This window comes from Nocardia sp. NPDC058705, assembly GCF_042749305.1.
In the GTDB taxonomy this organism is placed as follows: Bacteria; Actinomycetota; Actinomycetes; order Mycobacteriales; family Mycobacteriaceae; genus Nocardia.
The window spans coordinates 270,907-296,959 of sequence record NZ_JBHYRN010000005.1 but is presented as its reverse complement, the minus strand read 5'-3'; the positions used below and the strand labels follow the sequence as shown (position 1 = coordinate 296,959).

Below are 26,053 nucleotides of genomic sequence, written 5' to 3'. Positions count from 1 at the left end.
GGCATGCGCTCGTAGAGGTCGATGCTGACCTCGGCATCGGACTTCATCAGGGCGTCGGCGGCGTAGATACCGGCCGGTCCCGCGCCCACGATCGCTACCCGCAGTGGACCTTTCATTTCTCGTATCCCGCGACGAACGGCGTATCGACGCCGAGATCACCCACCGCGCCCGCGCCACCCGGCGAACCCAAGGCGTTGTCTCGACCGGGCAGGGCCGCGCCGAAGAAGTCCGCGTTCGTGGCCACGAATCCTTCCTGTCCGGCCGGGATATCGGCGTCGAGGTAGATCGCCTCGACCGGGCAGACCGGTTCGCACGCACCACAATCCACGCATTCGGTCGGATGGATGTAGGCCATCCGGTCGCCGGTGTAGATGCAGTCGACGGGGCATTCCTCCACGCAGGCGCGATCCATGATGTCCACGCAGGCGGCTCCGATGACGAAGGTCATGAGGAGAGTTCCTTCTCGTTCGGCTCGCCGAGGGCGGCGAGGATTTCATAACGCAGACGGGCGAATTCGGGTTCGAAGCGGGCGCCGGGCGCACGCGGCGAGTCGATCTCGATGACGCGCTGAATCCGGGCGGGACGCGGGGTGAGCAGCACGATCCGGTCGGCCAGCAACAGCGCCTCGTCGACATCGTGGGTCACGAACAGCACCGTGGTCTGACGTTGCTGCCACACCGAGATGAGCAGCCGCTGCATATCGGCACGGGTCTGCGCGTCCAGTGCGCCGAACGGTTCGTCCATCAGCAGTACGCGCGGTTGCGCTGCCAGCGTCCGCGCCAGCTGCACGCGCTGGCGCATACCGCCCGACAGTTTGCCCGGCAGGTGGTCACCGAAGTCGTCGAGCCCCACCAGGTTCAGCAGTTCCTGCGCTTCGATGCGACGATTGCGCCGCGACACCCCGCGCAGCTTCAGCGCGAACTCCACATTGCGCCGGGCGGTGCGCCACGGCAGCAGCGCGTCCTCCTGGAACACCATCGAGCAGTGTTGTTCCGAGGGTCCACCGTCGACGGTGACCGTGCCCCCGATCGGTGGCAGCAGACCGGCCATCGCCCGCAGCACCGTGGATTTGCCGCAGCCCGACGGGCCGAGCAGGACCACGATCTGTCCCGCCTCGATGTCGAGATCTACTTCGGCGGCGAGACTTTCGCCGTAGGCGATGCGCAAACCGTCCAGCCGCACCGCGGCGCCGGCGCTCATCGCTGGGCCCTCGGCAGCCACCGGTTGACCCGGCGCCCCGCCAGTTCGACCAGCCAGGCGGTGAACCAGCCGAGCAGCCCGATGGTGAGCATCCCGACGATCACCCCCGGGTAGTCGAGGAGCCCGTAGGACTGCCAGGTGAAGTACCCGATCCCGAACTGCCCCGAGATCATCTCCGCGCTGATCACGCAGATCCAGGCCACACCCATCGCCACCGACAGCCCGGAGAAGATGCCGGGGAGCGCACCGGGAAGGGCGATCTGGAACAGGATGTCGCGTCGTCGCGCTCCGAGCGTGTGCGCCGCTTCCTCCCAAACTTTGGGCAGGGCGTGCATGGCGTGGATGGTGCTCACCGCGACCGGGAAGAACGCGGCGAAGAAGGTGATGAACACGATGCCCTGTTCACCGGTCGGGAACAGCAGAATCGCCAAGGGCACCAGGGCGATCGCGGGGATCGGCCGGAACACTTCCAGCACCGGCCGCACGAGCGCGCTGACAATCGCCGAGCGACCGACGGCCATCCCGATCAGCACGCCCGACACCGTCGCCAAACCGAACCCGACCAGGATGCGGCGGGTGCTGGAGATGATGTCGCGGTAGTAGGTCGACGCACCGAGCTGGGTGCGGAAGGACTCGAATACCTGTGCGGGCGTAGGGATCTTGTCGAAACGCAACCAGAACACGACCTGATTGGTGGTGAGCAGATACCAGGCCAACAGCAACGCCGCCAGCGGCACCGCGGTCAGGACCGCTTTGCGCGCCTTCGGGGGCACTGTGAATCGGGTGGCTGAATTCGGCTGCGGGATAGTGCTTTCGGGCGCCGCGATGGGGGCGGCGAGGGTTTTGACGGAAACGGTCATGGTGAGCCTCCTGGTCTCACGTGACGGATCTAGCGGGCCTTCAGTGCTGCCTGGTAGTCGATCACCGTGACGCCCGGATGGGCGGCGGCGTACTGCTGTGCGGCGGCGCTGGTCGCGAAGGGCAGCAGCCGATCGTCGGGACCCGCGGCGGGATCGCTGACCCAGCTCGCGGTCGCCGCGAACAGCCGAGTGCCGGTGGTGTGGTCGGGGACGTAGGCGGCGCGCACGGTGCTGCCGGTGGCCGCGATCTGCCGCAGCAGGCAGGTCGGGGTCTTGGCGACGGTGGTCTTCGGTGTGTCCGCGAACCACACCTCAGAGGCGGTGGCGAGACCGTCGACTACTCCCCCGCAGGTGGCATCGGTGCCGGTCAGCGGCGCGGGGGCGGCCACCGATGCGCTGGCGGCGTCGTAGTCGGCGCCGTAGACGCTGCGGACGTAGCGGTCGTCGACGAACTCACCGAGGTTCAGATCCGACAGCGCGCCAAGGCTTTTCAGGAAAGGCAACAGCTTGCCGAGTGCGTCCACCTGTTGCGTCTTGATCGTGGGATCGAAACTCACCAGCCCGTTCGGACCGTTGTAGAGATACACGACCTCGGCGGGCAACCCGGTGATCTCGGCGACGCGTTGCGCCGCTTCGAGGGGGTTCTGGTTCAGGTAGTCGGTGGTCTTGCGGACCGCGCGCAGAAACGCGGTGACGATGTCGGGGTTGTCGGTGCCGAAACGCTCGCTCGCGACGACCGCGTGGAAGGTCGGGATACCGGCGCTGCCACCGTCGTAGAGCAGTTTGGCCTTGCCGTCGTAGACGAGCTTCTGCGGCCACGGCACGAACTGGGCCAGCGCCGCCACCTGGTCACCCTGCAGCGCCGAGGCGCCGACGGCGGGATCCTGGCCGAGCAGTTTCACATCATCGAGGGTCATTCCGGCCGCCGAGAGCCCGGTCGCGAGCATGCCGTGCGCGGCCGACCCGACACTGGTCGACACGATCTCACCGCGCAGGTCCGCGATCGTGGCCGCCTTCGAATCCGTCGGCACCACAATCTGATTCAGCGAACCGCGCAGGTTGTAGCCGGTGACGGCGATCAGTTCGGACTTCACGTCGGCGTGATCGCGGGTCTTGGAGCCGTTGACCAGGATCGGCGCGTCGCCCATGGACCCGATGTCGACCTGGCCCGCCAGCATCTGCGCGGTCAGCGGCGGGCCCGCGGCGAAGTCCTTCCACTCCACCTTGTAGGTGAGGCCCTTCGACTTGCCGAGTTCGGCGAGTTCGGCCTCGAAGGTGCCGCGATCGCGCAGCAGGGTGCCCGCGGTGACGGTGTTGATGGTCTTGGACTGGTAGCCGATGTTCACGGTGACGGTCTTGCCGTCGTCGCCTGCGCCGCAGCCGGTGGCAAGGGAAGCGACTGCGGCGGCGCCGAGCAGCAGCGCGGGAATTCGGATGCTCATGATCGGCTCTCTCAACGCAACAGGAACGGGATGTTCACGGTGACGGCGCCGACCGGGCAGCGCGCGGCACACGGCCCGCAGTACCAGCACTCGTCGACGTGCATGTAGGCCTTGCCCGAATCCGGGTGGATGGCAAGGGAATCGAGCGGACACATGTCCACGCAGAGGGTGCATCCGTCGATACATTTCGCTTCGTCGACCTCGACGGGGACGTCGAGGCGGGCATTGACCTGGGCCATCAGAGTTCCTTTCCAGAGTTGGCGATGCCGATGCGGGCGAAGGCGCGGACGTCGGCGTCCGGGTCGTCGAGGGCCGCCTGCAGCGCCGAGGTGATGTCGCGTCGTTCGGCGATCCGTTCGGCCAGTGCGCGCACTGCGGCCTTGCGGACGTCGAGGTTGGGATCGGAGACCGCCGACAGCAGCGGTGCCGCGGCGAGTTCGGGGTCGGCGGCGGCCAGGGCGATCGCGGCTGCCTGCCTGACCTGCCAGGCCGGGTCGGTGATGGCGGCGGTGGCGGTGGCGGCGGCTTGTTCGTCGCAACCGGTGCCCGCCAGGCTCGACAGCGCGGCGGCACGCACCAGTGGTTGCGGGTCGGCGGCCAGGGCCAGCAGCGTCACCGCTCCCCGTGGATCACCGACTGCGGCAATGCCTTTCGCGACGCCGATGCGGACATTCTGGTCTTCGTCGGTGGCGGCGAGGGCGAGTTCGTCGAGGGCGTCGACAGAGGTGAGACCGCCGACGACCGTGCGCCGCACGGCCACGTTCGGATCCCGCAGCCATTCCCGGAGCTCGTCGGCGGTGACCCTGCGGTGTCGCCAGAGCGCCTCGATGGCGGCCGAACGCACTGCCGGTTCCGGTGCGGTGACGCTATCGCGCAGGGCCGCATCGAATTCCGGTCCCGGCACCAGGACCTCGAGGAGTTCGGTGAGCAGGCCGATCGCGGCGTGGCGCACGTCGACATCGGGGTCGGCGAGCGCGGTCGCGAAGATCGGTGCCGCCTCGGCCCAGGCGTCGGTGGTCTCACTCAGCACCGACAGCGCGGTGCGGCGAACCTCGGGGTCGGGGTCGGTGAGGAACGGGGTGAGTTCGTCGAGTTCCGGGCATTCGTCGGCCAGGTCGAGCAGGGCCAGCAGTCGTGCGCTCATCGGGCACCCCACGCGCCGACGAGTTCGGGGGCGGCGACATCGGCGACACCGTCGGGTCGGACGAAGCCCGGAACCGGCACGATGTAGGGCGCGACCGGCCGGGTCTTGAACTCCATCGCACCACTCGCACCGCGATAGAGATTGAGGTGACAGAACCACTCGGCGTCGTTGCTGGCAGGCCAGTCGGCGCGCTGATGGTAGAGGCCCCAACGACTTTCGGTTCGTCGCAGCGAGGCCCGTGCCGCCATTTCGGCGCAGTCGCGGATGAAGGTGACCTCGGCACAGCGCATCAACTCGTGCGGCGTCTGCCCGCCCATCGCGGCGATCTCGGTGTTCATCCGCTCGAACGCTTCGACGCCCAGGGTCAGGTACGACTGCGCTTTGGGGGGCTGCAGGTAGTCGTTGACGAAGCGGCGCAGCTTGTACTCGACCTGCGTCTGCGGCGGGCCGTCCGGGTTGCGCAGCGGACGGTAGATCAGGTCGTGCGCGGCCTCGATCTGATCGGCGGGGAGTTCGGGATGCGCTGCGCTGCGGGCGAATTCGCTGGCGTGCTCACCGGCGATATCGCCATAGACGAAGGCGCCGATCATGTAGTTGTGCGGTACCAGCGCCATATCGCCCGCCGCGTAGAGGCCGGGCACCGTGGTGGCGGCGTGTTCGTCGACCCAGACGCCCGAGGCGGAATGCCCACTGCACAAACCGATCTCGGAGATGTGCATCTCGATGTCGCTGGTGCGGTAGTCGGTGCCGCGGCCTTCGTGGAAGGTGCCACGGGTCGGGCGTTCGGTGGTGTGCAGGATGCCTTCGATCTCGCGGATCGTGGCGTCGGGCAGGTGGCTCAGTTTCAGGTAGATCGGGCCGCGGGCGCTGTCGAGTTCGCGTTTGACCTCGGCCATCATCTGCCCGGACCAGTAGTCGCAATCGACGAAGCGGTTGCCCTCGGAGTTGACCTGATAGCCACCGAATGGGTTGGCCACATACGCGCAGGCGGGGCCGTTGTAGTCCTTGATCAGCGGGTTGATCTGGAAACACTCGATGCCCGAGAGCTCCGCGCCTGCGTGATAGGCCATGGCGTACCCGTCACCGGCGTTGGTGGGGTTCTCGTAGGTTCCGTAGAGGTAGCCCGAAGCGGGCAGGCCGAGCCGACCACACGCGCCCGCCGCCAGGATCACCGCGCCTGCCGAGATGGTGACGAATTCACCGGTGCGCGTGTCGAATCCGACCGCACCGACCGCGCGACCGTCTACGGTGAGCACCCGCACCGGCATCACCCGGTTGCTGATGGTCACCTTGGATCGGACGTCACGGGCGCGCAGGGTGCGGTAGAGCACCTTCTTCACATCGCGACCCTCTGGCATCGGCAGGACATAGGAGCCGGAGCGGTGCACCTTGCGGACCGCGTACTCACCGTGCTCGTCCTTCTCGAACTTCACGCCGTAGTTCTCGAGTCGCTGCACCATCTCGAAACCCCTTGTGGCGGTTTCATAGACAGTGCGCTGGTTGACGATGCCGTCGTTGGCGACGGTGATGTCGGCGACGTAGTCCTCGGGGCTGGCCTTGCCGGGAACGACGGCGTTGTTCACGCCGTCCATGCCCATCGCGAGCGCACCGGAGTGCCGGACGTGTGCCTTTTCGAGGAGCAGCACGTCGGCGCCGTGGCGGGCGGCGGTGAGCGCGGCCATGGTGCCCGCGGTGCCGCCGCCGACGATCAGGACGTCGCAGACCATTTCTCGCCGGTCGGTCAGCGGTGGAATCTGCATGGGGATCAACCCCTTTCGTTGTTGTCGCGGGTGCGCCGCGGGGTCACCGGGACGCGATCCAGGCGTCCGGACAGGGAGAACCGGTCGCCGCGATAGCGGATGTACTCGAGGTCGACGGGTCGACCGGAATCGGTGTAGGTGAGCCGTTCGAGGAACAGCAGCGGGGAGCCCGCGCGGACCTGCAGCAGTCCGGCGACGGTGGGGTCGGCGGCGACCGCCTCGATCGCGACCGCGGCCGAACCGAGCGGCAGGCCGAGTTCGGCTTCCAGCAGGCCGAACACATCGCAGCCGGTGAGATCTTTGTCCAGGAGCGGGATGCCGACGTCGGCGGTGAGGTAGCTGGCGTCGAGTGACAGTGGGGCGCCGTCGAGGTAGCGGACTCGTTCCAGTGCGACAACAGGATCGCCGGGCTGGAGCTCGAGCCGTTCGGCGACCAGCGGGGTGGCGGGCACGACCTCGGCGAGCAGGACCTGGTTCACCACCCGGTCACTGCTGGCCTCGAAGGTTTCGGCGAGGCCGCGCAGCCGGTCGAGGCCCTGGACCGCCTTGTCGGCGACGACGAAGGTGCCCGCACCGGGCACGCGGTCGATCAGGCCCTCGTCGCGCAGCAGGGTGAGCGCGTCACGGACGATATTGCGGCTGGTGGCGAAGTCGGCGGCGAGCAGGGCTTCGGCGGGCAGTGCGCGGGTGCCGTAGACGCCGCTGCGGATGCGAGCGCGCAGGATGTCGCGGATACGCCGGGCCGGTGCGCTGCGTCTGCCCGAACCCGGATCGGGAGGCCGAGGCCTGGCCGAGGAGGCTGGAGTGGCTGTCATGGGGCAAATGCTGCGAACGTCGCGTTACAAGGGACGTTTCGGGCAATTACCGGATGGTTACGCCAGTTCTCAGCTTTGCGTCGAGCCTTCTACCTGCGACGATGCCTGGTCGTCGGCGAGTCCCACCACCGCTACGCGGGCGATTTCGAGGCGCGCGGCCCGGTCGACGAGCAGTTCGCCCGGCCCCGAGGGCGGGGTGTTGCGCCGCCAGATCGCGCGAAATTTGCGGGTCAGCCGGGCGGCGTCGGCGCAGGGAACTTCCACCAGGGTGCCGGTGACGAGATCAGGTGCGGCGATCAAACGGCTCAGGACCGCGGGGGCCATGCCGGTTCTGGCGGCTGCCACGATCGCGCCGGTGGAGCCGAGTTCGGCGGCCGGTCCGGTGGGTGGGGCAGCAGTGGCAAGGAGGTCCCAGACGGTGTCGCGGGTGCCCGAACCTGGTTCGCGCCACAGCAGGGCCGTGCCTGCGAGTTCTTCGAGCGTGACTGAAGACTTCCGTTGCGCCCATGGATGATTCGGCGCCACGACTACGACGAGATCATCGGCACCCAATACTCGGCTGCCGAGTCCGGCCGGTGGATGTGGACCCTCCACGAAGCCCAGATCGGCGGTGCCGTCGCGCACGAGACCGGCGACCTGCGTGGAGTTCTCGACTTCGAGGGCGATCACCACTTCGGGGTGGTCGGTGCGCAGGGCGGCGAGCCAATGCGGAATGCGGTGGTCGGCAATGGTTTTGGAGGCGGCGATGCGCAGGCGCGGCGCCTGGGCTGCGCGGAGCCGGGCGACGTCGTCGACGAGGTCTTTGACGGCGGCGAGGACGGTGCGTGCGTGGGCGATCACCGCGCGGCCGGCGTCGGTGAGTTCGGAGCCGGTAGGTCCGCGATCGAGCAGCTTCACGTGCATGCGGCGTTCGAGTGCGCTGATCCGCATGCTCGCGGCGGGCTGGCTGACCCCGTGTCGACGGGCGGCGGCGCCGAGACTACCCAGCTCGGCCACCGACACGAGCAGGTCGAGGACCTCCAGGTCGGGTGTTCCGGGCGGCAGGGTCATGCGCTGATTATGGGTGATGGATCGGATCGAGCATCGTCGGTGCGGGGGTGGCGGATCTTTTTGGCGACGCTGTAGAGGGCGAACACCGGTTTGAGCGCCAGCCATTCGCCGCAGCGGTAGTCCTGGCCGCGCACCAGCCGGACGGCCAGTTCCGGGCTCTGCTCGGCGAGATATTGCCGGGCCTTCTCGGCGTGCGTCGGCAAGGAAACTATCTTGATGCGGTCGACGTCCTTCAGGAACGGGATCGCGAAAGCGATGTTCTCCCAGGTGGATCTGCTCGACTCCTCGAGTACGAGTTCACCGACGTAGCCACAGGTTTCCCTCGCATAGCGTGCCATCAGCGCCGCCTCGGTCTGCGGGCCCGCGCACGCACCGCCGCACAGGACGAGGCGGGTTTCGGGTGCCGCGGGGTCTACTGATCGCAGCCCGGCGCGCACCCGCCACCGGTTCATGGCGTTGGCGCGCGGCCCCGCATTGCGATATCCCAGGACGACGATTGCCTCCGAGCCGACCGCCCCCGGCCCTACGAACCTTCGGGAGGCTCGCCAATTCGCCCATTCGCCCCACATCAGGACGCCGAGACCGGCGGCGATGGTGAGCCGAGTCCGTTTCCGCACCTCCCCAGGAAACCACGGATCCGCGCACCTTTCCCACCGGATTCCGATCGTCGCCCCGGACTCACACCGGCGTAATCACGCAAAACGGCCGCTCAAAATCGGAAAACTGATTATTGATGCACGAATTGCGCGATTACGCCGGATGCATATCAACAGCGACTCACATAAGTCAGCCTTATGTGCACCTAGGGAATCGGCCTCTACCCGGGGATCCGTCGCGCGGCGATGGTGGTGGGGTGAACCGCGCACGTACTATCGCTCCCGGTCTGGCCCTCGCCGCACTCCTGGCCGGCCTCGCCACGCCGTTCGGTAAGGCATTGCCGATGGTCGGCATTCCGGTGCTGGCACTGGGTGCGGGGGCTGTTGCGGGGATGGTGCTGAGGCACAGCTCGAGCACGGTTTTCGACCCGGGCCTCGATGTCGCACGGCAACGGCTACTCGGCGTGGCCATCGTGCTGCTCGGTCTCGGCCTGCCGCTGGGGTCGGTCATGGCCGTGGGGCGCGAGACGGCGGTGGTGTTGATCGGGACGCTGCTCGTCGGCGGTGTGGCGGCGTTCTTCGTCGGGCGAATGCTGGCGGTGGACCGGGAGTCGGCGACCTTGATCGCCGTGGGCACGACCATCTGCGGCGCCTCCGCGATCGCCGCCGCGACCGCCGTGCTGCGCCCCGACAAGCAACGCGTCGCCTACGCCCTCGGCACCATCTTCATCTTCAATGTGACCGCGGTACTGGTGTATCCGCCGCTGGGCCGCGCCCTCGGCCTGTCACAGGAGGCTTTCGGGCTCTGGGCAGGCACGGCGATCAACGACACGTCGTCGGTCCTGGCCGCCGGTGTCATCTTCGGGGCCGGTGCCGCACAGTTCGCGGTCATCGTGAAAATGGTCCGCAGCCTCGCCATCGTCCCCCTCTGCCTCGGCCTGCACGTCGGCCGCCGCCATCTCGCCGAAGAGACAGCCGCACCCGCCGCCTCCCTGCGCCAGGCAGTCCCCCTCTTCGTGATCCTCTTCCTCGCCGCCTCCGTCATCGCGGCCATGAACATCCTCCCCACCTGGCTCACCGACCCCCTCGCCGCCACCAGCAGCTGGCTCATCGCCGCCGTCCTGGCCGCCATCGGCACCTCCCTGAGCCTGGCCCGCCTACGCACCGCAGGCCCGCGCCCCCTCATCCTGGGCGGCATCCTCGGCCTGACCCTTGGCACCACCAGCCTCGGCCTGATGTACCTCACCGGATGGCTGTGACGCAGCACCGACCGTTCAGCCGGGCATCGCAGCGGCGACGAAGCCCATTACAATCGTGGTGAACGACAGTGAACCGGTGCCGAACGCCGCAGCGATCGCGTAGCCGATGAGGACGTCGTCCACAGTCGGCTGCGGTGGGTCGATCACCTGGTTTAGAACCTTCTTGGGCAGCGCCCAGGCGACGTCGACGGTGCCGTTCGACTTCGCGGTCAACTCACCGAATTCCTTCTCGATCTCATGCGGCTTGCCGTTCACAAAGGTCGCCGTCTCGATGTCTTTGGGGCGCATGCTGAGGAAACGCCCATCGACCTCAGCGGTGATCCGATAGCTGCGTTTCAGCAACTTTCCCGATCCGATGTCGAGGCCGAAGCCACGACCGTTCACGACCGCGGACACGGCCGCTGCATCCCGGCTACCGAGGTGGCATCGCTTGTCCGTTCGTGGTCCGCGCCGCTCGATGACGGCCGAGAGCTCCATGTCGGACTTCAGAAATGTTCGTACACCCGTGTCGAACCGCTCGATCACCAACGTCCCCCAGAAATCGGTATCCACCTCGACACGGTCGACTTCTGTCGTTCCCATAGCACCCCCCGTACACCGCCGATGACAGCGGGCCCAGCACCTCTCACTGTACGTGCCACTTGATCAGCTTGCAGGCCTGGTGGTTTCAGGACGAGCGGAGGTCCACGCAGTCGCTAGCGCGGCGCTCGAACCAAGCGCACCCCGAATCGTGTGGCAGCAAAGCCGAACAACGCACCTGCGACAGTCGGCGCCACTACGAGCCCGACCCACAACCACCACGTCGGCGCCACCTTCATCGCCATCTCTCCGAAGGCGTCGTCGAAACCATCCGGTTCGTAACTCGCGTAGTAGCAGCTGACCGAATTCGGCCCGAACAGCCACCACAGCGCAAGAACTCCCAAAGCTGCCAGCCCACAACCGAATCCGAGCACCGTAGTCGCGACTACCGTTGATTTCACCGATTGCGCCTGTGTCATCGTGATAGTCAACAAGGCCCAGCACAGACCCCGCAACCTACCCAGCACTCCGTGGCGAGGTCTACGATTGTCCGGGTCTCACCGCCCCAGAGGGCTGCAATGAAGCCTGGGATCCGATCGAGGATGCCATCGAAGACTCCATCCCACCCCATGTACGAAGCAGAATTCGATGCCTTCGACGACTGGTGCGAGGTCGACGCGGACTGACGCGTTTCCAGCGGCAGTCCGGGCCGACCTCGATTTACGCCGTGGCGTTCACGGCGTTCATCACCGCCTGTAGCGAAGCCGCGATGACTGACGTGTCGCGGCCGAACGCCCAGCCGGTGCGGCCCGCCACTCGGTATTCGACGTAGCTCACCGCAGCGCTGTCGGCGCCTTGGTCCACGGAATGCTGGGTCAAGCCGAGGATTTCGATCGGATGGCCGGCGTCGGCGAGCGCGGCGGCCAGGGCGTCGACCGGGCCCACGTCGGGGTGTGTCGAGCGTCGTTCGCCGCCGTGCGCGTCGAGGACGACTTCGGTGATGTTGTCGGCGATCTGCCACTGCACCAGGCCAATTCGGTGCGCGGGGGCCGTGTAGGTCTGCTCGAAAAGGGTGAACAGTTCCTTGGCGGTGATCTCCGCACCGGTGTCGTCGGTGTGTTCCTGGACGCGCGAAGCGAGGTCGATCTGCAGGCGTCGCGGCAGGTCGAGTCCGTATTCGGTGCGCAGCAGGTAGGCGATACCACCCTTGCCCGACTGGGAATTGACCCGGATCACGGCGTCGTAGGAGCGGCCGAGGTCGGCGGGATCGATCGGCAGGTAGGGGACCTGCCAGTCCGATTCACGCTCCGGGACGCCCGTTGCCGCCGCGCGCCGACGATGCTCGGCCATGCCTTTGTGGATCGCGTCCTGGTGGGTGCCGGAGAAGGCCGTGTGCACGAGATCACCTACGTAGGGGTGCCTTTCGTGGACCGGCAGGCGCGTGCAGTATTCGACAGTGCGGCGGATTTCGTCGATATCGGAGAAGTCGATCATCGGGTCCACGCCCTGAGCGTGCAGGTTCAGGGCCAGGGTGGCGATGTCGACGTTACCGGTGCGTTCACCGTTGCCGAAAACGCAACCCTCCACCCGCTGCGCCCCCGCCAGCACCGCCAGTTCGGCGCAGGCGATGCCGGTCCCCCGGTCGTTGTGCGGGTGCACCGACAGGATCACGCCGTCGCGGCGAGCCAGGTTGCGGTGCATGTATTCGATCTGGTCGGCGTAGATGTTGGGGGTCGCGACCTCCACCGTCGCAGGCAGATTCAGCGTCACCGGTCGCTGCGGACTCGCCTGCCACAGTTCGGTGACGGCGTCGCAGATATCGAGGGCGAAATCCGGTTCGGTCAGGTTGAATACCTCCGGCGAGAACTGGAAGCGCACGTTCGGCAGGTCGGCCGCAAGTTCCAGGACGTCGCGCGCGCCGTCGACGATCAGCTCGCGCAGTTGCTCGCGATCTTTGCCGAGCACCACCTCGCGCCAGACCGGCGCGGTGGCCGTGTACAGGTGGATCACCACCTCATTGGTGATACCGCGCACCGACTCGACGGTCCGTTCGATCAGGTCACGACGCGCCGCGGTGAACACGACGATGGCCACATCCGACGGGGCGATCGGGGTGTCGGCCAGCAGGCGCACAAAATCGAAGTCGGTCTGTGAGGCGGACGGGTAGCCGACCTCGATCTCCTTGTAGCCCATGGCGATCAGCAGTTCGAAGAACCGGCGTTTGCGGGTCGGGTCCATCGGTTCGGCCAGCGCCTGGTTGCCGTCACGCAGGTCGACGGGGACCCAGAGGGGTGCGGTCGTTATCCGAGCGTTCGGCCAGTCACGTTGGCCGACAGCGATATTCACCCGTTGATGGACGTCACGGTATCGATACGACGGCATCGCCGAGTGGCGCTGCCGATTCCACGCGGGCACCCCGTCGGCGACAGCGCCCGAGGGGGTGATCAGGGTGGGGAATTCGGTCATGACTTGCTCTGCTTCCTGGCCACGAAGAGCCACGAGACGACGACGACCGGCCATGACTGAGCCCCACGGCGGGGCGGCCGGTCTGTCAGGCCCCGCCGTGGCGGCCGAGAAGAAGTGCGGTGTAGGTCATGATGGGTACACTTCTACCACAACTCCTCAGACAAGTAGAGAGGTCTTCCGGTGGTATCGCAGGTACGGCGGCAGCCGCTGGCCGCGCAAGCGGCTGAACTCCTGCTCGGGCGAATCCGGGCGGGCGAGTGGCCGTTGGGTCATCGATTACCGGGTGAGACGCTGCTCGCCGCCCAGTTGGGCGTCGGCCGGTCGACGCTGCGCGAGGCGATCCGGGAACTCGCGGGCAAAGGTGTGCTCGACAGCAGGCAGGGTTCCGGGGTGTTCGTCACCGCGCTCGATGTGACCGAGGACTGGGACGTTGTGCTGCGTGGTGCCACCATCGCTGCCGTGATCGAGGCGCGGATCGCGATCGAGGCCGAGGCCGCCGCACTGGCCGCACAACGGCGCACACCTGCTGACCTGCGAGCTGTCCGGCGCGCGCTGGCGGGTCGCCGCACCGAGGGTCTGACCGTCGCCGAGCTCGTCGACGCCGACATGGCCTTCCATCGCGCGATCCTCGTCGCCGCCCACAATGACGTGCTCACCCAGCTGTTCGACAGCTTCCTCCCGCGACTGCGCGTGGCCATGATCGACATGCTCGAGCTGCGTCCCATGCGCTCCACGCAGGCCGACCACGCCGCGCACGAGGAACTGGCTCAGTCGATTGCCGATCGAAACCCCACTGCCGCGGCGGAATTCAGTCGAACTCACCTGTCCGCCTTGAAGGAGGCTTTTACATGAGCCGGTGAGCACTGGGCGCTGCTCGGCCCCAACGGCGCGGGCAAGAGCACCGTGCTCGGATTCTGTGGCGCGATCACCTGATCATCGACACCCTCGACCACACCCACCCCGAAGTCGCCTCGATCCTGGCCACCCACCACCTCGAGGAACTCCCGACCACCACCGCCCACATCTCCACCGCCTTCGCCCACCCCATCGAAGTCCGCCACCACGACCGCTGGACCGCACGCGCACGGTGAGGGTGCACGATCGGATCGATCTGTGCCGAGGCGGCCGAGGCCCGTGTGACTACTACCGCGCGATTCGCGGCGATTCGCTCGAATGCCCATCCGGGCAACGGTTCCCGAGCAGTGAGCCAGTCCTCGGGAATTCCGCGGGTCGTGCCGCGGTTGCCGATGCCCGTGTGGGCCGCCACGATTCCACCGACGATCGCGGCCGTGGTGTCAACGTCTCCGCCTGCTTCGACGCAGGCGCAGATGGCGGCCGGGTAGTCGTCGAGGTGGGTGGCGGCCGCCCACAGGGCGAAGGGCACGGTGTCCTGGGCGCTGACGCGCGCACCGTTGCCGAGCTCGTAGGCCGCTTCGGCTATCGGTCGACCGAAGAGACCGCGGGCGCGTCGCACACCTTGTGCGGTGAGACCGTCGACCAGATAGGGCTCGACAGCACCTATCAATTCATCAGGAGTGCAGCCTTTCTCACGTGAATCGGCGGCGTGCGCGGCTGCCACCGCGATCACCATCGCACCCACGATCGCTTCCGGGTGCCGATGGGTGACCTCGGCGGACAGCGCGGCCTGAGCGGCGGCCCGATCCGGATCGTCGGCGAAATGTGCCCCAGCGGAGCAACCCGCATCGCCGCACCATTGCCCCACGATCCACGCCCGTCGAAGACAGCGCCCGCGGCGTCGGGCCACGGCCGTCCATCTCGAATCTCGTGCAGCACAACAACTGTGCCGGGTCCATAGCCGCGATATGGTTCGCAGCGGTTCGCGAAGGCGGCTGCGAGCACATCGCGGTCGATGAAACCATTGTCACGAATTTCGGCGTAGACCGAGCAGGCCATTTCGGTGTCGTCGGTCCATTGCCAGGGTGCGGCCGGCGGTCGCCCGGCGAGGAGATCAGGGACGGAGCGGCCGGGGACGAAGAACTGTGCGCCCAGCGCATCACCAACGGATAAGCCTTCGAGGCTGTCGAGGAAGGGATCGGAATTCAGCATGCTGGACGCAATCATGCCTGATTGCAGCGGTGCGCCACAATCAGCTAAACCAGCTCGACCTCGTCGAAATCGACCGTCAGTTTGTGTCGGCGTTCGCGCAGGACATTTCCCTCGCGGTGCACGGTTCCCTCGCCGAATTCGATCCGTAGTTGTGCCCGCCGGGCGTCGACTTCTCGGACGACCGCGCAGATGCCACTGAACGGGCCTGCCGGGAAGTACACCACATCGCCCGGTCCGTACTCGGTAATCCCCACGGCGCCACTGTAATCCACATCAGTGGGTGTTGCGCTGCGGGCCACCTCCGCGAGCAAGCCACGCTCAGTCGACGCCGGCCGCGCGCAATGTTTCGTTGATGACTCGCATCAGTTCTGTGCGTTCGGTCTTGCTGTCGCGGGTGTCGCGATCGACCTCGATGTGGATGAAGTCGGCGCCGCGGGTGCGGGCCTGTATGCCTTGGACATTCGTGGTTGCGCCAAGGGCTTTGCACTTTTTGCCGTCGTAGACGCAGGTGTCGAAGCCGTGGTTCTCGAGGTCGCGGGCCAGGTGGCTGATCAGGGGTGAGCCGGGGCGGACCACCGCGTCGTGGACTGCGGCGAAGGTCGAGTCGTCGCGGTGGGCGACGTCGGCGCTGTCGTCGCCGGCTTTGCGGTGGGCGCCGGCCAGCATGAACAGTTGCGCGGCGGACTCTTCGAACAGCTGGGTCCCCATTGTTTCGGTGTGTTTGTCTGCCACCGGGTGCGGGATCAGCACATTCCGGTGATATTGATCACCGCTACTGATTTATCGGCCACACCGGTTCGTAGAGATTTCGAGCCAGCGACAGGTCGATATTTTCGCCATCGAGATCGAGAAAATAGCCACACTGCCATTTCTGGGAATTTCTCGCCTGGCTGTTCTGGGCGGCCGACCAGGGCGGATACACGCGAAAACCACGCTTGCCACCACACCCAGCGACGGACATGATCCCGTGCTCGGCGAGTGCGTTTCTCGGGAACACGAACTGACCGCAATGCGCGCCCTCGCGGACCGTGATCACCAACAGGTCGGCACCGCTTTCGGCGGCGAACGGTACCGTCGAGCCGTCGGCGGCCCGCTGCCACACCGACACGAACGAGCCCACCTTGGTCGGTGTCAGTTTTCCCACTCGGAATCGAACCGACCCACGGCCGACCACCGACACGAACGCTCCGTATTCCGCGTTCTCCGAATCGGGAATCGCGGCCGAAATATCCAGTCCCAGAACGTCGATGAGATTCCGAGCCGTGACCACATCAGGGTGCACAGGTTGCCTATTCACCGAAGTCGACATCGATATCGGCGAGGAGTTCGTCGGCGCGGGCGAGAGCCTGGTCCAGTTCATCGGTGACGGAGTCCATCAGGGAGATGCCGTCGAGTATGTCGGAGAGTTCGGCGTGTAGGGCGTGGAGTTCGGCGACGGCGGGGTCGACGGTGGTCCAGGCGACGGTGGTCGACCACCAGGTGTCACGCTGAATCCAGGACCAGATGATGTCGCGGACCAGAAGTGCGTCGGTGGTGAACAATTGGCGCTGCTCAGCGCCTGCGGTGTGCTCGAGTTCGTAGGTGCCGTCGTCGAGGTAGCGCGCTTGGATGCTCTCGGTGGGGGTGCGCGTCAGCAGGAGGAAGGGGTGCTCGGGGGCGGGCGCGGTGCCCGCGGTTCCGGGCCGGGCGGGGTCGACAGCATGCGGAACATCGGAGCCGTCGCCGACGTGGACTACGACTTCGGGCTGGTCGTCGCGCTGGTCACCCATCGGGCCAGTCTGCCGGATCGGCACGACCACCCGGCAGCCGGACCGATGAATCAATGACACGTCCGGTCGCCACTCTGCCACGCGGCTGATATCGAGCTGCGGTGCGACGGGACCGCAGGTAGCGTCGCTGTGATGACGTGGAAAGCACCCGAACTCGAGCCGACGAAAACTTTGATCGATGTCGACGAGCGTCCGATGTTGCAGTCCTGGTTGGACTTTCACCGTCAGACGTTGCTCGGCAAATGTGGCGGCCTCGATGGCGAGCAGCTGGCCACTCGCTCGGTGGAGCCGTCGACGCTGTCGCTGCTCGGGCTCGTCCGTCACATGACCGACGTCGAGCGGAGCTGGTTCCGGGTGCGGGCAGCGGGCGAGCAGATCGGGCCGATCTACTACTCGAAAGCCAAGCCCGACGACGACTTCGACGACCTCACCTCACGATCGGCCGAGGACGTTTTCACTGCCTTCCACGCCGAGGTCGCCGCCTGTGACGCCGTCATCGCCGACTTGCCCCTCGACCATGTCTTCCACACGCCGTGGCGTCCCGACGGTTACACGCTGCGCTGGGCGTACCTGCACATGATCGAGGAGTACGCCCGCCACAACGGTCACGCCGATCTCCTGCGCGAGCGGATCGACGGCGTGACCGGCAGCTTCTGAATCAGCCCGTGATCACCTCGGGGGTGAGCTGGTCGAGATCGCCGATGACCGCGGCGGCGAGGGCGAGCGCGTCGGGCAGCGGCGGGAACTCCGGTCGCGGCGCCGCGATCACCCGCATCCCGGCGTTGTGGGCGGAGAGCAGGCCATTGGTCGAATCCTCCACGGCCGTACAGTCTTCCGGATCGATGCCGAGTCGCTGCGCCACGGTCAGATAGACATCGGGCGACGGCTTGCCCCGGCCGACCTCCTCGGTCGACAACACCGCGGTGAAATAGTCCATCAGCCCGGCCTTTGCGAGCACCAGATCGATCAACGTCGCCGGCGACGAGCTGGCCAGGCCGAGTTTCCACGATCCCGCGCACCGCCGCACCGCATCGACCGCACCGGGCAGCAGCGGGACCTGGTGGGCGTACTTGTCGGCCATCAGATCGATGATGTCGGAGGCCACCTCGTCGGGCGGCATCGCCACCCCGAGATCGTCGGCCATATAGGTCGACCACTCGACGGTGCTCATCCCCATCATCTTCTTCTGCGAATCCGGTTGCCACCGGCCGTCTTTGAGGACCACGTACTCGTGGCGGACTTGCTCCCAGATCGGTTCGGAATCGATCAGTACGCCGTCCATGTCGAACACAACCGCCGCGATACCCATGCGCCCAGCCTTTCGCCGTCTTTCGTCAACGTGTAGACCTGCTCGGTGATCACCGTCGAGCCTAATGGACCCAGCTACCTCACCGCACCCATCGACCGGCGAGCGGTCCCCGGCGCGAACATCCAGCTCGGGCCCTATAACGTGTTGCATATGGATAATGCACAGGCCGGAACCCCGCTGCCGGACGCGGAGCACCAGCTGCCCGACGCCGAGCACCACGAGGGCGGCTTCCGACCGATCGCCGAGCTGATCCAGGCGAGCAAAGACGCGGACAACGGGCAGCTGGCGGGCGGTTCGCAGTACGGCGAACTGGTCGACCAGGTACGCGAGCTGATGGACCGTGCGCGACTGATCAATCCGTCCGACGAGCTCGCCAAGGAAGCGATCGCGACCCTCGAACAGCTCAATGCCCGCCTCGACGCGGCCGTGGTCGACGAGTGGTCCTCGCCCAGCTGGACCCGCACCGATCTGCCCGCACGCGGCAATGTCACCCTGCCGCCGTACACAGTGAGCGAGGCGAGCCGCGACGGCGTGACCGCGAACCTCACCTTCCGCACCTTCCACCTGGGTGGCAACAACGCCGCACACGGCGGCCACATCGCCCTGGCCTTCGACGACCTCTGCGGGATGGCCGCGGCTGTCAACACCAGGGAGATCACCCGCACTGCCTCGCTGACGGTCGACTACCGGTCCATCACTCCGCTCAACACCGCACTGACCCTGCGCGCGTGGGTCGAGCGCCGCGAGGGTCGCAAGGTATATCTGCGCGCGACCCTGCACGACGGTGAGCGGCTCTGCGCCGAGGCGCACGGCTTGTTCATCGTGCTCAATCCCGGCCAGCCCTGACGGTCGGCGACGACATTGCGATCGGCGTGATCGCAATGTCGTCCGCGCATCCCGAGGTGGCGCAATAGCGGATTTCGCGTCGATTCCCGCAGGTCGCGCGAACCACCGTCCGGCGTAGAAACATCCCTTGAATTCGGGTGCGATTCGTGGCAGGGAAGCACCCCGCCGATCGCCGCTATCGTCGCTGTTCATGCAGGTCAGCGAGAGAACCGAACCCACACCGATTCGCGGCCAGCGCGCCGATCGGGCGCGCCGGGTCGCCGACATCCTGCGCCACCAGATCCTGGCCGGCGCGGTCGAGGGCGCCCTGCCCGGCGAACAGGAACTCGCCGCCGAACACGACACCTCCCGCAATACCGTCCGCGAGGCACTCGCGTTGCTGCGCGACGAAGGCCTCATCGATCGTGCGCCCAAGCTCGGCACCCGGGTCGCCGCCCGCAAATTCGACCACGGTCTCGATGCCCTGCTCGGCCTGCAGGAAACGCTCAAGGGTCACGGCACCGTCCGCAACGAGGTCCGTGCCGCCACCACTATCACCGCTCCCCCTGCGGTCGCGCGCCGACTCGAGCTGGCGCCGGGCGACAAGGTCGTCTACATCGAGCGGCTGCGTTTCCTCGCCGACCTTCCGCTGAGCCTGGACCTGACCTATCTCGCCCCCGATGTGGGTACCGAGCTGCTGGCCCACGACCTCGAGACGACCGATGTGTTCGTCCTGCTCGAACAGGTCACCGGGCAGTCGCTGGGCGCTGCCGACCTCGCACTGGAAGCCGTTGCGGCAGACCCGCATACGGCCACCACCCTCGACACTCCGGCGGGCGCACCGCTGTTGATGCTCGAACGCCTCACCCACCTCGACGACGGTCGCCCCGTCGACCTCGAGTACATCCGCATGCGCGGTGACCGCATCACGATGCGCGGCAGCCTCACCCGCAGCACCCCCGAATGGAAGGTCCTGTAATGGCACTGGTCCCCCAGCGCGCCGACGTCCCGGTGACGATCGACGAATCACTGTGCATCACCGGCTGCACGCTTTGCGTGGACATGTGTCCACTCGATTCCCTTGCCATTCACGATGATTCGGGCAAGGCCTACATGCACGTGGACGAGTGCTGGTACTGCGGGCCCTGCGCGGCGCGCTGCCCCACCGGTGCCGTCACCGTCAACATGCCCTATCTGCTCCGCTGAAACCGGGATTCCACGCAATGAAGATCACTCGATTCGCCCCTGTCGCACTGGCTCTCGCGCTGACCGCGGCGGGCTGCTCGCTCGAAAGTTCCGATGCCGCACCGGCGGGCACCGTCAAGGTCGTCATCGGCTATCAGTCCAAGACCATCAACACCGTCACCGCGGGCACACTGCTGAAGGCGCAGGGTTACCTGGAACAGCGGCTGCAGAAGATCACCGACGGTGGCGGCGCGAAATATCAGGTGGAGTGGCAGGACTACGACACCGGCGCGCCGATCACCGCGCAGATGGTGGCCGAGAAGATCGATATCGGTTCGATGGGCGATTATCCGTTGCTGATCAACGGATCTCGCACGCAGGCAAACGAACGCGCACGCACCGAACTGGTGTCGATCACCGGCTACAACCCCAAGGGTGCGCTGAACATGGTTGTGGTGCCCAATGATTCACCGGCCCGGTCGATCACCGATCTGGCCGGGCAGAAGATCTCGGCCAGTGTGGGTTCGGCGGGACACGGCACGCTGGTGCAGGCGCTGTCGCGGGCTGGTATCGACCCGGCCAAGGGCGTGGAGGTGCTCAACCAGCAGCCGCAGGTGGGAGCGACCGCGCTGGAATCGCATCAGGTGAGCGCGCTGTCGCAGTTCGTGGCGTGGCCAGGGCTGCTGGTGCAGCAGAACAAGGCCAAGCTGCTCTATGACGGTGCGGAATTGAATGTGCCGACTTTTCACGGTGTGGTGGCGCGGCGCGGGTACGCGGCCGATCACCCCGAGGTGCTCCAGGCATTCCTGGCCGCTCAGTTGGATGCGACCGCTTTCCTGAATGAGAAGCCTTTCGAGGCAGCCGATCTCGTCGCCAAGGGGTCGGGCCTGCCGCAGGAAGTCGTGTACCTCTACAACGGTCCCGGCGGTACCAGTTTCGACACCACGCTCAAGGCAAATCTGATCGCCGCGTTCAAGGATGACGTGAACTATCTGAAGTCGATCGGCGATTTCGCCGACCTCGACATCGACGCCTTCGTCCAGGACGGACCGCTGCGCCAAGCCTTCACCGAGACCGGCCGCAACGACTACGACGCCGCGCTCGCGTCGGGGGTCAATCCGAGCAAGGTGACCGGTACCGATCCGATTTGCGCTGTGCCGGTGAGTGATCCGGCGCTGGCCGGTGAGGTCTGGGTCGAGGGTGCCGACAAGCCGCAGCCCGCCGCGAATCCCGGCTGCTTGCTTCGGGCGGTGCAGGCTGCCAAGGCTGCGGGCAAAACTGTTCGCGCGGTGTACATTCCGGATGCCGAGCTGGGCACTCGCTGGTTCGCCGACAAGTCCATCTGGTTGCGCGAAGGCACGCGGTATCTACCGTTCACCACGCAGGCGGCGGCCGACCGCTACCGCGCCACCCATCCCGACGCCGCACCGGTCTCCTACGAGCAGGCCGTGACGGAAGTCCGCGGATGAGCACGGTTTTCGAGCAGGCGACCCCGATCGAGACCACCACCCTGCAAGACGACGACGCACCCGCAAGATCGGTCTGGGTGTCGCGAACGGTCCGAGTTGCCTCGGTGGCGGCGGCGATCGGCTTGTGGCAGTTGCTCACCGCGGGCGATGTGCGCGCCGGGCTGCGCTTCGACACCCTGCCGACGGTGACCGAGATCGTCGCCGAGTTCGGTGAACACCTCGGGACCGGGCAGTACTACCTGGATGTGGCGCAGTCGCTGATCCGGATCGTCACCGGGTTCGGACTGGCGGCCGTCGTCGGTGTGCTGGCGGGCATCGGCTTGGGTCGCTCGCGACTGCTGGCCGATGTGTTCGGTTCGCTGGCCGAACTGATCCGCCCGATCCCGGCGATCGCGCTGGTGCCGGTGGCGATCCTGCTGTTCCCCAGCGACGAATCCGGCATCGTGTTCATCACTTTCACCGCGTCGCTGTTCCCGGTGCTGGTGAGCACCCGGCATGCGACGCGGGCGCTGCCGACCATCTGGGAGGACGCGATCCGCACGCTGGGCGCATCGCGGCGGGAGGTGCTGACCCGGGTGGTCGTGCCCGGCATCCTGCCCGGCGTGTTCAGCGGGCTGTCGGTGGGCATGGGCGTGGCCTGGATCTGCCTGATCTCCGCGGAGATGATCTCCGGGCGCCTCGGCATCGGCTATCGCACCTGGCAGTCCTACACCATCGTCGACTACCCGGCCGTGTTCGTCGGGATGATCACCATCGGGGTACTCGGCTTCCTCACCTCCGGAATCGTCGAACTGGCAGGCCGTCGGGTGACCCGCTGGCTGCCGCGAGAGGTTGCGTCATGACCACGACCACCGCCGCGCCCGCCGTCTCGGTGGGTATGCGTTTGAGCCTCGAGTCCGTCCGCATCAGCTACGGGCCCAAAACCGTTGTGCGCGACGTCGATCTGACGGTCGCCGCCGGTGAGATCCTGGTCCTGGTCGGCAAATCCGGCTGCGGCAAGTCGACGCTGTTGCGTGCGATCGCCGGGCTGCGCAAACCGACCGCGGGCCTCATTCGCGCCGACAAGGACCGCGTCACCGGTCCGTCGGCCGATCGCGCGCTGGTATTCCAGGACGACGCGCTGCTGCCGTGGCGCACCGCTCGCGCCAATATCGACCTGGCACTGCGCCTACGGGGCGTGTCCCGGAGCGAGCGGGCGCCACGTTCGCAGCGCTGGCTCGACGAGGTCGGCCTCAGCGGCTACGCCGACTATCTGCCGCGTGACCTGTCCGGCGGGATGCGCCAGCGGGTTCAGCTCGCCCGCAGCCTGGCGGGCTCGCCGCGCGCGGTGCTCATGGACGAGCCGTTCGGCGCGCTCGACAGCCAGACCCGCGCGGAGATGCAGCGCCTGCTCGTCGACACCTGGCGCGCCCACCCGACCACGATCATTTTCGTCACCCACGACCTCGACGAAGCCCTGCTGCTCGGCGACCGGATCGCCGTGCTCGGTGACGGTTCGCTGCGCGCGGTCGTCGAGGTACCCGACCCGCGCGAACCGGTGGACCGGAGCGCCCTTCGGGCCCGAATCCTGGAGTCGCTGTGAACATTCCCGACCTGTCCGACCGTGTCCGGCTCGACTGCGATGTGCTCGTCATCGGCGGCGGCACCGCGGGCACTATGGCCGCGCTCACCGCCGCCGAGTCCGGCGCGAACGTGCTTCTCCTCGAGAAGGCGCACGTGCGCCATTCCGGGGCGCTGGCCATGGGCATGGACGGTGTGAACAATGCCGTCATCCCGGGCAAGGCCGAACCGGAGGACTACGTCGCCGAGATCACCCGCGCCAACGACGGCATCGTCGACCAGCGCACCGTGTATCAAACGGCCACCCGGGGTTTCGCGATGGTGCAGCGCCTCGAGCGGTACGGGGTGAAGTTCGAGAAGGACGAATACGGCGAGTACGCGGTGCGGCGGGTGCACCGGTCGGGGTCGTATGTGCTGCCGATGCCCGAGGGCAAGGATGTGAAGAAGGCGCTGTATCGCGTTCTGCGGCAGCGGAAGATGCGGGAGAAGATCCGCATCGAGAATCGGCTGATGCCCGTGCGGGTGCTCACTCAGGACGGGCGCGCCGTGGGTGCGGCCGCATTGAACACGCGCACAGGCGAATTCGTCGAAGTGGCGGCGAAAGCGGTGATTCTGGCGACCGGTCCGTGCGGTCGGCTCGGCCTGCCCGCCTCTGGCTACCTGTACGGCACTTACGAGAACCCGACCAATGCGGGTGACGGCTATTCGATGGCCTATCACGCGGGCGCCGAACTCTCCGGCATCGAATGCTTCCAGATCAACCCGCTGATCAAGGACTACAACGGTCCCGCCTGCGCCTACGTCGCCAACCCGTTCGGCGGTTACCAGGTCAACGCCGAAGGTGAACGTTTCGTCGACTCCGACTACTGGTCGGGGCAGATGATGGCCGAGGTGAAGCAGGAGATCGAATCCGCGCGCGGGCCCATCTACCTGAAGGTGTCACACCTGCCGAACGAGACGCTGTCGACGCTCGAATCGATCCTGCACACCACCGAGCGCCCGACTCGCGGAACCTTCCACGCCAACCGGGGTCACGACTATCGCACGCACGATATCGAGATGCATATCTCCGAAATCGGTTTGTGCGGTGGACATTCCGCGTCCGGTGTGTGGGTGGACGAGAACGCGCGCACCACCGTGCCCGGCCTGTACGCAGCGGGCGACTTGGCATGTGTGCCACACAATTACATGATCGGCGCGTTCGTCTACGGCGATCTGGCGGGCGCGCACGCGGCCTCGACCCTGTCCGAGCTCGATGCGCCCGCCGAGCTGCCCGCCGATCAACTCGCCGAAGCGCACGAACTGATCTACCGGCCGTTGCGCCAGCCGGAAGGCCCGCCGCAGCCACAGGTCGAGTACAAGTTGCGCCGGTTCGTGAACGACTATGTGGCGCCGCCGAAAACGGCCGCCAAACTGTCGATCGCCGTGGAGACCTTCGAGCGGATGCGCGCCGAAGTCGACGGGATCGGCGCACAGACACCACACGAACTCATGCGTGCGGTCGAGGTGCAGTTCATTCGCGATTGTGCCGAAATGGCTTCGCGCAGTTCACTGACCCGCACCGAGTCCCGCTGGGGGCTTTATCACGATCGCGCCGATCTGCCCGAGCGTGACGACGAGTCGTGGAATTTCCATTTGAACCTGCGCAAGACCGTCGACGGCGAGATGGAATTCGTGAAGCGATCGGTGGCACCGTATCTGGTGCCGGTGCCCGGTCTCGATGATGTGCCGTCGGCTCAGCCGATCGTCGAGGTGATCGCCCAGCCCGACCTGGTGGGAACACGCGCCCCGCAGCGGGAAGTCCCGGTGCGCACCGACGCCGCGCCGGTGTCGCCGTCCTCACCTCGGTTGGTCACGCTGCTCGCGCTGGATTCGCCTGTGGTCGAGGAGCTTTCGAGCTATCTCACCGATCCCGATCCGGTGGTGCGGGTGGCGGCACTGTCGGTGCTCACCGAGAACACCCCAGAGGGCTTCGCCGATGAGCTGGTGCGGGCGCTGGGTGACGAGGCTGCTTCGGTGCGCCGGGCGGCCACCGAGAGCCTGCGGGAACTGGTGGAGGTGCTCGACGGGGCCGGTGAGCTGAGCGAGCATCTCGGCTCCCCCGATCCCCTCGTCCGCGCGACCGTCATCGATCTGCTGCGCGCACTGCGAGCGGGGTCGGGTTCGGATTACCGTGCGGCACTGGGTGATACCGATCATCGGGTCAGGATCGAAGCGGTGCGGGCGCTGGTGTCGCTCGATGACACAGGGGCGGTGTCGTCCATCGCGGGCGATGTCAATCGTGAGGTGCGCATCGCCGTCGCGCACGGGCTCGCGTCGATCGGTGACGGCGGCGTCGAGGTGATCCGGACTCTCGCCGGCGACCCTGACCCGCTGGTCCGAGCTGCGGCGCTCACTGCTTTCGCCGCGTTGGGAACCTCGGTCGAGGATGTGACCGAACTCGGTGCGGCACTGGGTCATTCCGCCTGGCAGGTGCGCGTCGGCGCCGCGCGCGGGCTGGCGGGTTCGAGCCCGGAGGCAGCCGTAGGGCCGTTGGGCGAGGCGCTCACCGACCGCCACCTCGACGTTCGCAAAGCGGCAGTACTCGCCCTGTCCTCCTGGCCCCACAGTGGTGCCGCCCTCGACAAGCTCGAGTCGGCCGTCACCGATCCCGACGCCGATGTCCGCGCCTACGCCCGCCGCGCGGTGACCGCCGCGGGACGCACACCGGTCGACTCCGTTCGTGCCGACGCGACGCTCGCCGAGGCCAGGACATGAC

General features: G+C 66.9%; 27 protein-coding genes and 4 pseudogenes. 12 read left to right on the top strand and 19 right to left on the bottom strand.

The genetic code is table 11. The features are described from left to right. The 10 genes and pseudogenes from ACFW6D_RS10495 to ACFW6D_RS10450 form a co-directional block, all read right to left on the bottom strand. A partial coding sequence (locus tag ACFW6D_RS10495) for an FAD/NAD(P)-binding protein (RefSeq protein ID WP_379326856.1) occupies window positions 1-116 on the bottom strand: 116 nt, incomplete at its 3' end. Further along, window positions 113-448 carry a ferredoxin gene (fdxA, locus tag ACFW6D_RS10490; protein ID WP_379326841.1) on the bottom strand — a complete coding sequence of 112 codons (336 nt, stop codon included), beginning with the start codon at window positions 446-448 and terminating at the stop codon, window positions 113-115. The genes fdxA and ACFW6D_RS10495, both read right to left, overlap by 4 nt. Continuing rightward, complete coding sequence (locus ACFW6D_RS10485; protein ID WP_379326839.1) at window positions 445-1,200, bottom strand: ABC transporter ATP-binding protein; 756 nt, start codon at window positions 1,198-1,200, stop codon at window positions 445-447. Before ACFW6D_RS10485 ends, fdxA begins: the two co-directional genes overlap by 4 nt. Beyond that, window positions 1,197-2,060 (bottom strand): ABC transporter permease, encoded by an 864-nt coding sequence (locus tag ACFW6D_RS10480; RefSeq protein WP_379326837.1) that lies wholly within the window; start codon window positions 2,058-2,060, stop codon window positions 1,197-1,199. The genes ACFW6D_RS10485 and ACFW6D_RS10480 overlap by 4 nt, the downstream gene beginning before the upstream one ends. A gap of 29 nt (window positions 2,061-2,089) precedes the next feature. Further along, complete coding sequence (locus tag ACFW6D_RS10475; RefSeq protein ID WP_379326835.1) at window positions 2,090-3,502, bottom strand: ABC transporter substrate-binding protein; 1,413 nt, start codon at window positions 3,500-3,502, stop codon at window positions 2,090-2,092. 11 nt (window positions 3,503-3,513) lie between these two features. Continuing rightward, a complete protein-coding gene (locus ACFW6D_RS10470; protein ID WP_379326833.1) occupies window positions 3,514-3,741 on the bottom strand; it encodes a ferredoxin family protein in 228 nt (75 codons plus the stop codon). After that, a pseudogene (locus ACFW6D_RS10465) lies at window positions 3,741-6,406 on the bottom strand (fumarate reductase/succinate dehydrogenase flavoprotein subunit). The gene ACFW6D_RS10470 and the pseudogene ACFW6D_RS10465 overlap by 1 nt, the downstream one beginning before the upstream one ends. 5 nt (window positions 6,407-6,411) lie before the next feature. Beyond that, complete coding sequence (locus tag ACFW6D_RS10460; protein WP_379326831.1) at window positions 6,412-7,221, bottom strand: GntR family transcriptional regulator; 810 nt, start codon at window positions 7,219-7,221, stop codon at window positions 6,412-6,414. A 69-nt stretch (window positions 7,222-7,290) separates the two neighbouring features. Then, window positions 7,291-8,271, bottom strand: a complete 981-nt coding sequence (locus ACFW6D_RS10455) for a LysR family transcriptional regulator (protein WP_379326829.1) — start codon at window positions 8,269-8,271, stop codon at window positions 7,291-7,293. After that, complete coding sequence (locus ACFW6D_RS10450) at window positions 8,268-8,888, bottom strand: YdcF family protein (protein WP_379229720.1); 621 nt, start codon at window positions 8,886-8,888, stop codon at window positions 8,268-8,270. The genes ACFW6D_RS10455 and ACFW6D_RS10450 overlap by 4 nt, the downstream gene beginning before the upstream one ends. A 236-nt stretch (window positions 8,889-9,124) precedes the next feature. On the opposite strand from ACFW6D_RS10450, the gene ACFW6D_RS10445 reads away from it, so the two are divergent. Beyond that, window positions 9,125-10,126: a YeiH family protein gene (locus tag ACFW6D_RS10445; protein WP_379229721.1), complete on the top strand. Its 1,002-nt coding sequence runs from the start codon at window positions 9,125-9,127 to the stop codon at window positions 10,124-10,126. A 15-nt stretch (window positions 10,127-10,141) separates the two neighbouring features. Here the strand turns inward: ACFW6D_RS10445 and ACFW6D_RS10440 are convergent, their stop codons facing one another. The 3 genes from ACFW6D_RS10440 to ACFW6D_RS10430 form a co-directional block, all read right to left on the bottom strand. Beyond that, complete coding sequence (locus tag ACFW6D_RS10440) at window positions 10,142-10,708, bottom strand: hypothetical protein (RefSeq protein WP_379326827.1); 567 nt, start codon at window positions 10,706-10,708, stop codon at window positions 10,142-10,144. 113 nt (window positions 10,709-10,821) lie between these two features. Further along, window positions 10,822-11,124 (bottom strand): hypothetical protein, encoded by a 303-nt coding sequence (locus ACFW6D_RS10435; protein WP_379326825.1) that lies wholly within the window; start codon window positions 11,122-11,124, stop codon window positions 10,822-10,824. Window positions 11,125-11,365: 241 nt separating this feature from the next. After that, a complete protein-coding gene (locus ACFW6D_RS10430) occupies window positions 11,366-13,111 on the bottom strand; it encodes a 2-isopropylmalate synthase (RefSeq protein ID WP_379326823.1) in 1,746 nt (581 codons plus the stop codon). A 180-nt stretch (window positions 13,112-13,291) separates the two neighbouring features. On the opposite strand from ACFW6D_RS10430, the gene ACFW6D_RS10425 reads away from it, so the two are divergent. From ACFW6D_RS10425 to ACFW6D_RS10415, 3 genes and pseudogenes are all read left to right on the top strand, one after another. Continuing rightward, window positions 13,292-13,963 carry a FadR/GntR family transcriptional regulator gene (locus ACFW6D_RS10425; RefSeq protein ID WP_379326821.1) on the top strand — a complete coding sequence of 224 codons (672 nt, stop codon included), beginning with the start codon at window positions 13,292-13,294 and terminating at the stop codon, window positions 13,961-13,963. Beyond that, window positions 13,964-14,041, top strand: a pseudogene (locus tag ACFW6D_RS10420) (ATP-binding cassette domain-containing protein); the annotation flags it as partial. 5 nt (window positions 14,042-14,046) lie between these two features. After that, window positions 14,047-14,202 (top strand): annotated as a pseudogene (locus tag ACFW6D_RS10415) (ABC transporter ATP-binding protein); the annotation flags it as partial. 209 nt (window positions 14,203-14,411) lie between these two features. On the opposite strand, the pseudogene ACFW6D_RS10410 reads toward ACFW6D_RS10415, so the two are convergent. From ACFW6D_RS10410 to ACFW6D_RS10390, 5 genes and pseudogenes are all read right to left on the bottom strand, one after another. After that, a pseudogene (locus ACFW6D_RS10410) lies at window positions 14,412-15,178 on the bottom strand (ADP-ribosylglycohydrolase family protein); the annotation flags it as partial. 44 nt (window positions 15,179-15,222) lie between these two features. Next, complete coding sequence (locus ACFW6D_RS10405) at window positions 15,223-15,432, bottom strand: hypothetical protein (RefSeq protein WP_379326819.1); 210 nt, start codon at window positions 15,430-15,432, stop codon at window positions 15,223-15,225. 64 nt (window positions 15,433-15,496) lie between these two features. Beyond that, entirely contained in the window at window positions 15,497-15,886 is a 390-nt protein-coding gene (locus tag ACFW6D_RS10400; protein WP_379326817.1) for a hypothetical protein, read from the bottom strand. A gap of 64 nt (window positions 15,887-15,950) precedes the next feature. After that, a complete protein-coding gene (locus ACFW6D_RS10395) occupies window positions 15,951-16,487 on the bottom strand; it encodes a MepB family protein (RefSeq protein ID WP_379326815.1) in 537 nt (178 codons plus the stop codon). After that, a complete protein-coding gene (locus ACFW6D_RS10390; RefSeq protein ID WP_379326813.1) occupies window positions 16,468-16,947 on the bottom strand; it encodes a hypothetical protein in 480 nt (159 codons plus the stop codon). Before ACFW6D_RS10390 ends, ACFW6D_RS10395 begins: the two co-directional genes overlap by 20 nt. Before the next feature lie 132 nt (window positions 16,948-17,079). On the opposite strand from ACFW6D_RS10390, the gene ACFW6D_RS10385 reads away from it, so the two are divergent. Next, complete coding sequence (locus ACFW6D_RS10385; protein ID WP_379326811.1) at window positions 17,080-17,604, top strand: DinB family protein; 525 nt, start codon at window positions 17,080-17,082, stop codon at window positions 17,602-17,604. Window position 17,605: 1 nt separating this feature from the next. On the opposite strand, the gene ACFW6D_RS10380 is transcribed toward ACFW6D_RS10385, so the two are convergent. Further along, complete coding sequence (locus tag ACFW6D_RS10380; RefSeq protein ID WP_379326809.1) at window positions 17,606-18,256, bottom strand: HAD family hydrolase; 651 nt, start codon at window positions 18,254-18,256, stop codon at window positions 17,606-17,608. A gap of 150 nt (window positions 18,257-18,406) precedes the next feature. Between ACFW6D_RS10380 and ACFW6D_RS10375 the strand changes: the two genes are divergently transcribed. From ACFW6D_RS10375 to ACFW6D_RS10345, 7 genes are all read left to right on the top strand, one after another. Continuing rightward, complete coding sequence (locus ACFW6D_RS10375; protein WP_379326807.1) at window positions 18,407-19,102, top strand: PaaI family thioesterase; 696 nt, start codon at window positions 18,407-18,409, stop codon at window positions 19,100-19,102. 190 nt (window positions 19,103-19,292) lie between these two features. Further along, window positions 19,293-20,060 carry a GntR family transcriptional regulator gene (locus ACFW6D_RS10370; RefSeq protein ID WP_379326803.1) on the top strand — a complete coding sequence of 256 codons (768 nt, stop codon included), beginning with the start codon at window positions 19,293-19,295 and terminating at the stop codon, window positions 20,058-20,060. Beyond that, a complete protein-coding gene (locus ACFW6D_RS10365; protein WP_056816936.1) occupies window positions 20,060-20,287 on the top strand; it encodes a ferredoxin family protein in 228 nt (75 codons plus the stop codon). Before ACFW6D_RS10370 ends, ACFW6D_RS10365 begins: the two co-directional genes overlap by 1 nt. A 17-nt stretch (window positions 20,288-20,304) precedes the next feature. Next, entirely contained in the window at window positions 20,305-21,735 is a 1,431-nt protein-coding gene (locus ACFW6D_RS10360; RefSeq protein ID WP_379326801.1) for an ABC transporter substrate-binding protein, read from the top strand. Next, a complete protein-coding gene (locus ACFW6D_RS10355) occupies window positions 21,732-22,577 on the top strand; it encodes an ABC transporter permease (protein WP_379326799.1) in 846 nt (281 codons plus the stop codon). The genes ACFW6D_RS10360 and ACFW6D_RS10355 overlap by 4 nt, the downstream gene beginning before the upstream one ends. After that, window positions 22,574-23,317: an ABC transporter ATP-binding protein gene (locus ACFW6D_RS10350; protein WP_379326797.1), complete on the top strand. Its 744-nt coding sequence runs from the start codon at window positions 22,574-22,576 to the stop codon at window positions 23,315-23,317. The genes ACFW6D_RS10355 and ACFW6D_RS10350 overlap by 4 nt, the downstream gene beginning before the upstream one ends. Next, window positions 23,314-26,052, top strand: a complete 2,739-nt coding sequence (locus tag ACFW6D_RS10345; RefSeq protein ID WP_379326795.1) for a fumarate reductase/succinate dehydrogenase flavoprotein subunit — start codon at window positions 23,314-23,316, stop codon at window positions 26,050-26,052. The genes ACFW6D_RS10350 and ACFW6D_RS10345 overlap by 4 nt, the downstream gene beginning before the upstream one ends. Window position 26,053: the final 1 nt, after the last annotated feature.

What these genes read in the sequence shown, in the direction of transcription:
- fdxA (WP_379326841.1), bottom strand. Translation starts at nt 448, where the DNA reads ATGACCTTCGTCATCGGAGCCGCCTGCGTGGACATCATGGATCGCGCC.
- ACFW6D_RS10485 (WP_379326839.1), bottom strand. Translation starts at nt 1,200, where the DNA reads ATGAGCGCCGGCGCCGCGGTGCGGCTGGACGGTTTGCGCATCGCCTAC.
- ACFW6D_RS10480 (WP_379326837.1), bottom strand. Translation starts at nt 2,060, where the DNA reads ATGACCGTTTCCGTCAAAACCCTCGCCGCCCCCATCGCGGCGCCCGAA.
- ACFW6D_RS10475 (WP_379326835.1), bottom strand. Translation starts at nt 3,502, where the DNA reads ATGAGCATCCGAATTCCCGCGCTGCTGCTCGGCGCCGCCGCAGTCGCT.
- ACFW6D_RS10470 (WP_379326833.1), bottom strand. Translation starts at nt 3,741, where the DNA reads ATGGCCCAGGTCAATGCCCGCCTCGACGTCCCCGTCGAGGTCGACGAA.
- ACFW6D_RS10460 (WP_379326831.1), bottom strand. Translation starts at nt 7,221, where the DNA reads ATGACAGCCACTCCAGCCTCCTCGGCCAGGCCTCGGCCTCCCGATCCG.
- ACFW6D_RS10455 (WP_379326829.1), bottom strand. Translation starts at nt 8,271, where the DNA reads ATGACCCTGCCGCCCGGAACACCCGACCTGGAGGTCCTCGACCTGCTC.
- ACFW6D_RS10440 (WP_379326827.1), bottom strand. Translation starts at nt 10,708, where the DNA reads ATGGGAACGACAGAAGTCGACCGTGTCGAGGTGGATACCGATTTCTGG.
- ACFW6D_RS10435 (WP_379326825.1), bottom strand. Translation starts at nt 11,124, where the DNA reads ATGACACAGGCGCAATCGGTGAAATCAACGGTAGTCGCGACTACGGTG.
- ACFW6D_RS10430 (WP_379326823.1), bottom strand. Translation starts at nt 13,111, where the DNA reads ATGACCGAATTCCCCACCCTGATCACCCCCTCGGGCGCTGTCGCCGAC.
- ACFW6D_RS10400 (WP_379326817.1), bottom strand. Translation starts at nt 15,886, where the DNA reads ATGGGGACCCAGCTGTTCGAAGAGTCCGCCGCGCAACTGTTCATGCTG.
- ACFW6D_RS10395 (WP_379326815.1), bottom strand. Translation starts at nt 16,487, where the DNA reads ATGTCGACTTCGGTGAATAGGCAACCTGTGCACCCTGATGTGGTCACG.
- ACFW6D_RS10390 (WP_379326813.1), bottom strand. Translation starts at nt 16,947, where the DNA reads ATGGGTGACCAGCGCGACGACCAGCCCGAAGTCGTAGTCCACGTCGGC.
- ACFW6D_RS10385 (WP_379326811.1), top strand. Translation starts at nt 17,080, where the DNA reads ATGACGTGGAAAGCACCCGAACTCGAGCCGACGAAAACTTTGATCGAT.
- ACFW6D_RS10380 (WP_379326809.1), bottom strand. Translation starts at nt 18,256, where the DNA reads ATGGGTATCGCGGCGGTTGTGTTCGACATGGACGGCGTACTGATCGAT.
- ACFW6D_RS10375 (WP_379326807.1), top strand. Translation starts at nt 18,407, where the DNA reads ATGGATAATGCACAGGCCGGAACCCCGCTGCCGGACGCGGAGCACCAG.
- ACFW6D_RS10370 (WP_379326803.1), top strand. Translation starts at nt 19,293, where the DNA reads ATGCAGGTCAGCGAGAGAACCGAACCCACACCGATTCGCGGCCAGCGC.
- ACFW6D_RS10365 (WP_056816936.1), top strand. Translation starts at nt 20,060, where the DNA reads ATGGCACTGGTCCCCCAGCGCGCCGACGTCCCGGTGACGATCGACGAA.
- ACFW6D_RS10360 (WP_379326801.1), top strand. Translation starts at nt 20,305, where the DNA reads ATGAAGATCACTCGATTCGCCCCTGTCGCACTGGCTCTCGCGCTGACC.
- ACFW6D_RS10355 (WP_379326799.1), top strand. Translation starts at nt 21,732, where the DNA reads ATGAGCACGGTTTTCGAGCAGGCGACCCCGATCGAGACCACCACCCTG.
- ACFW6D_RS10350 (WP_379326797.1), top strand. Translation starts at nt 22,574, where the DNA reads ATGACCACGACCACCGCCGCGCCCGCCGTCTCGGTGGGTATGCGTTTG.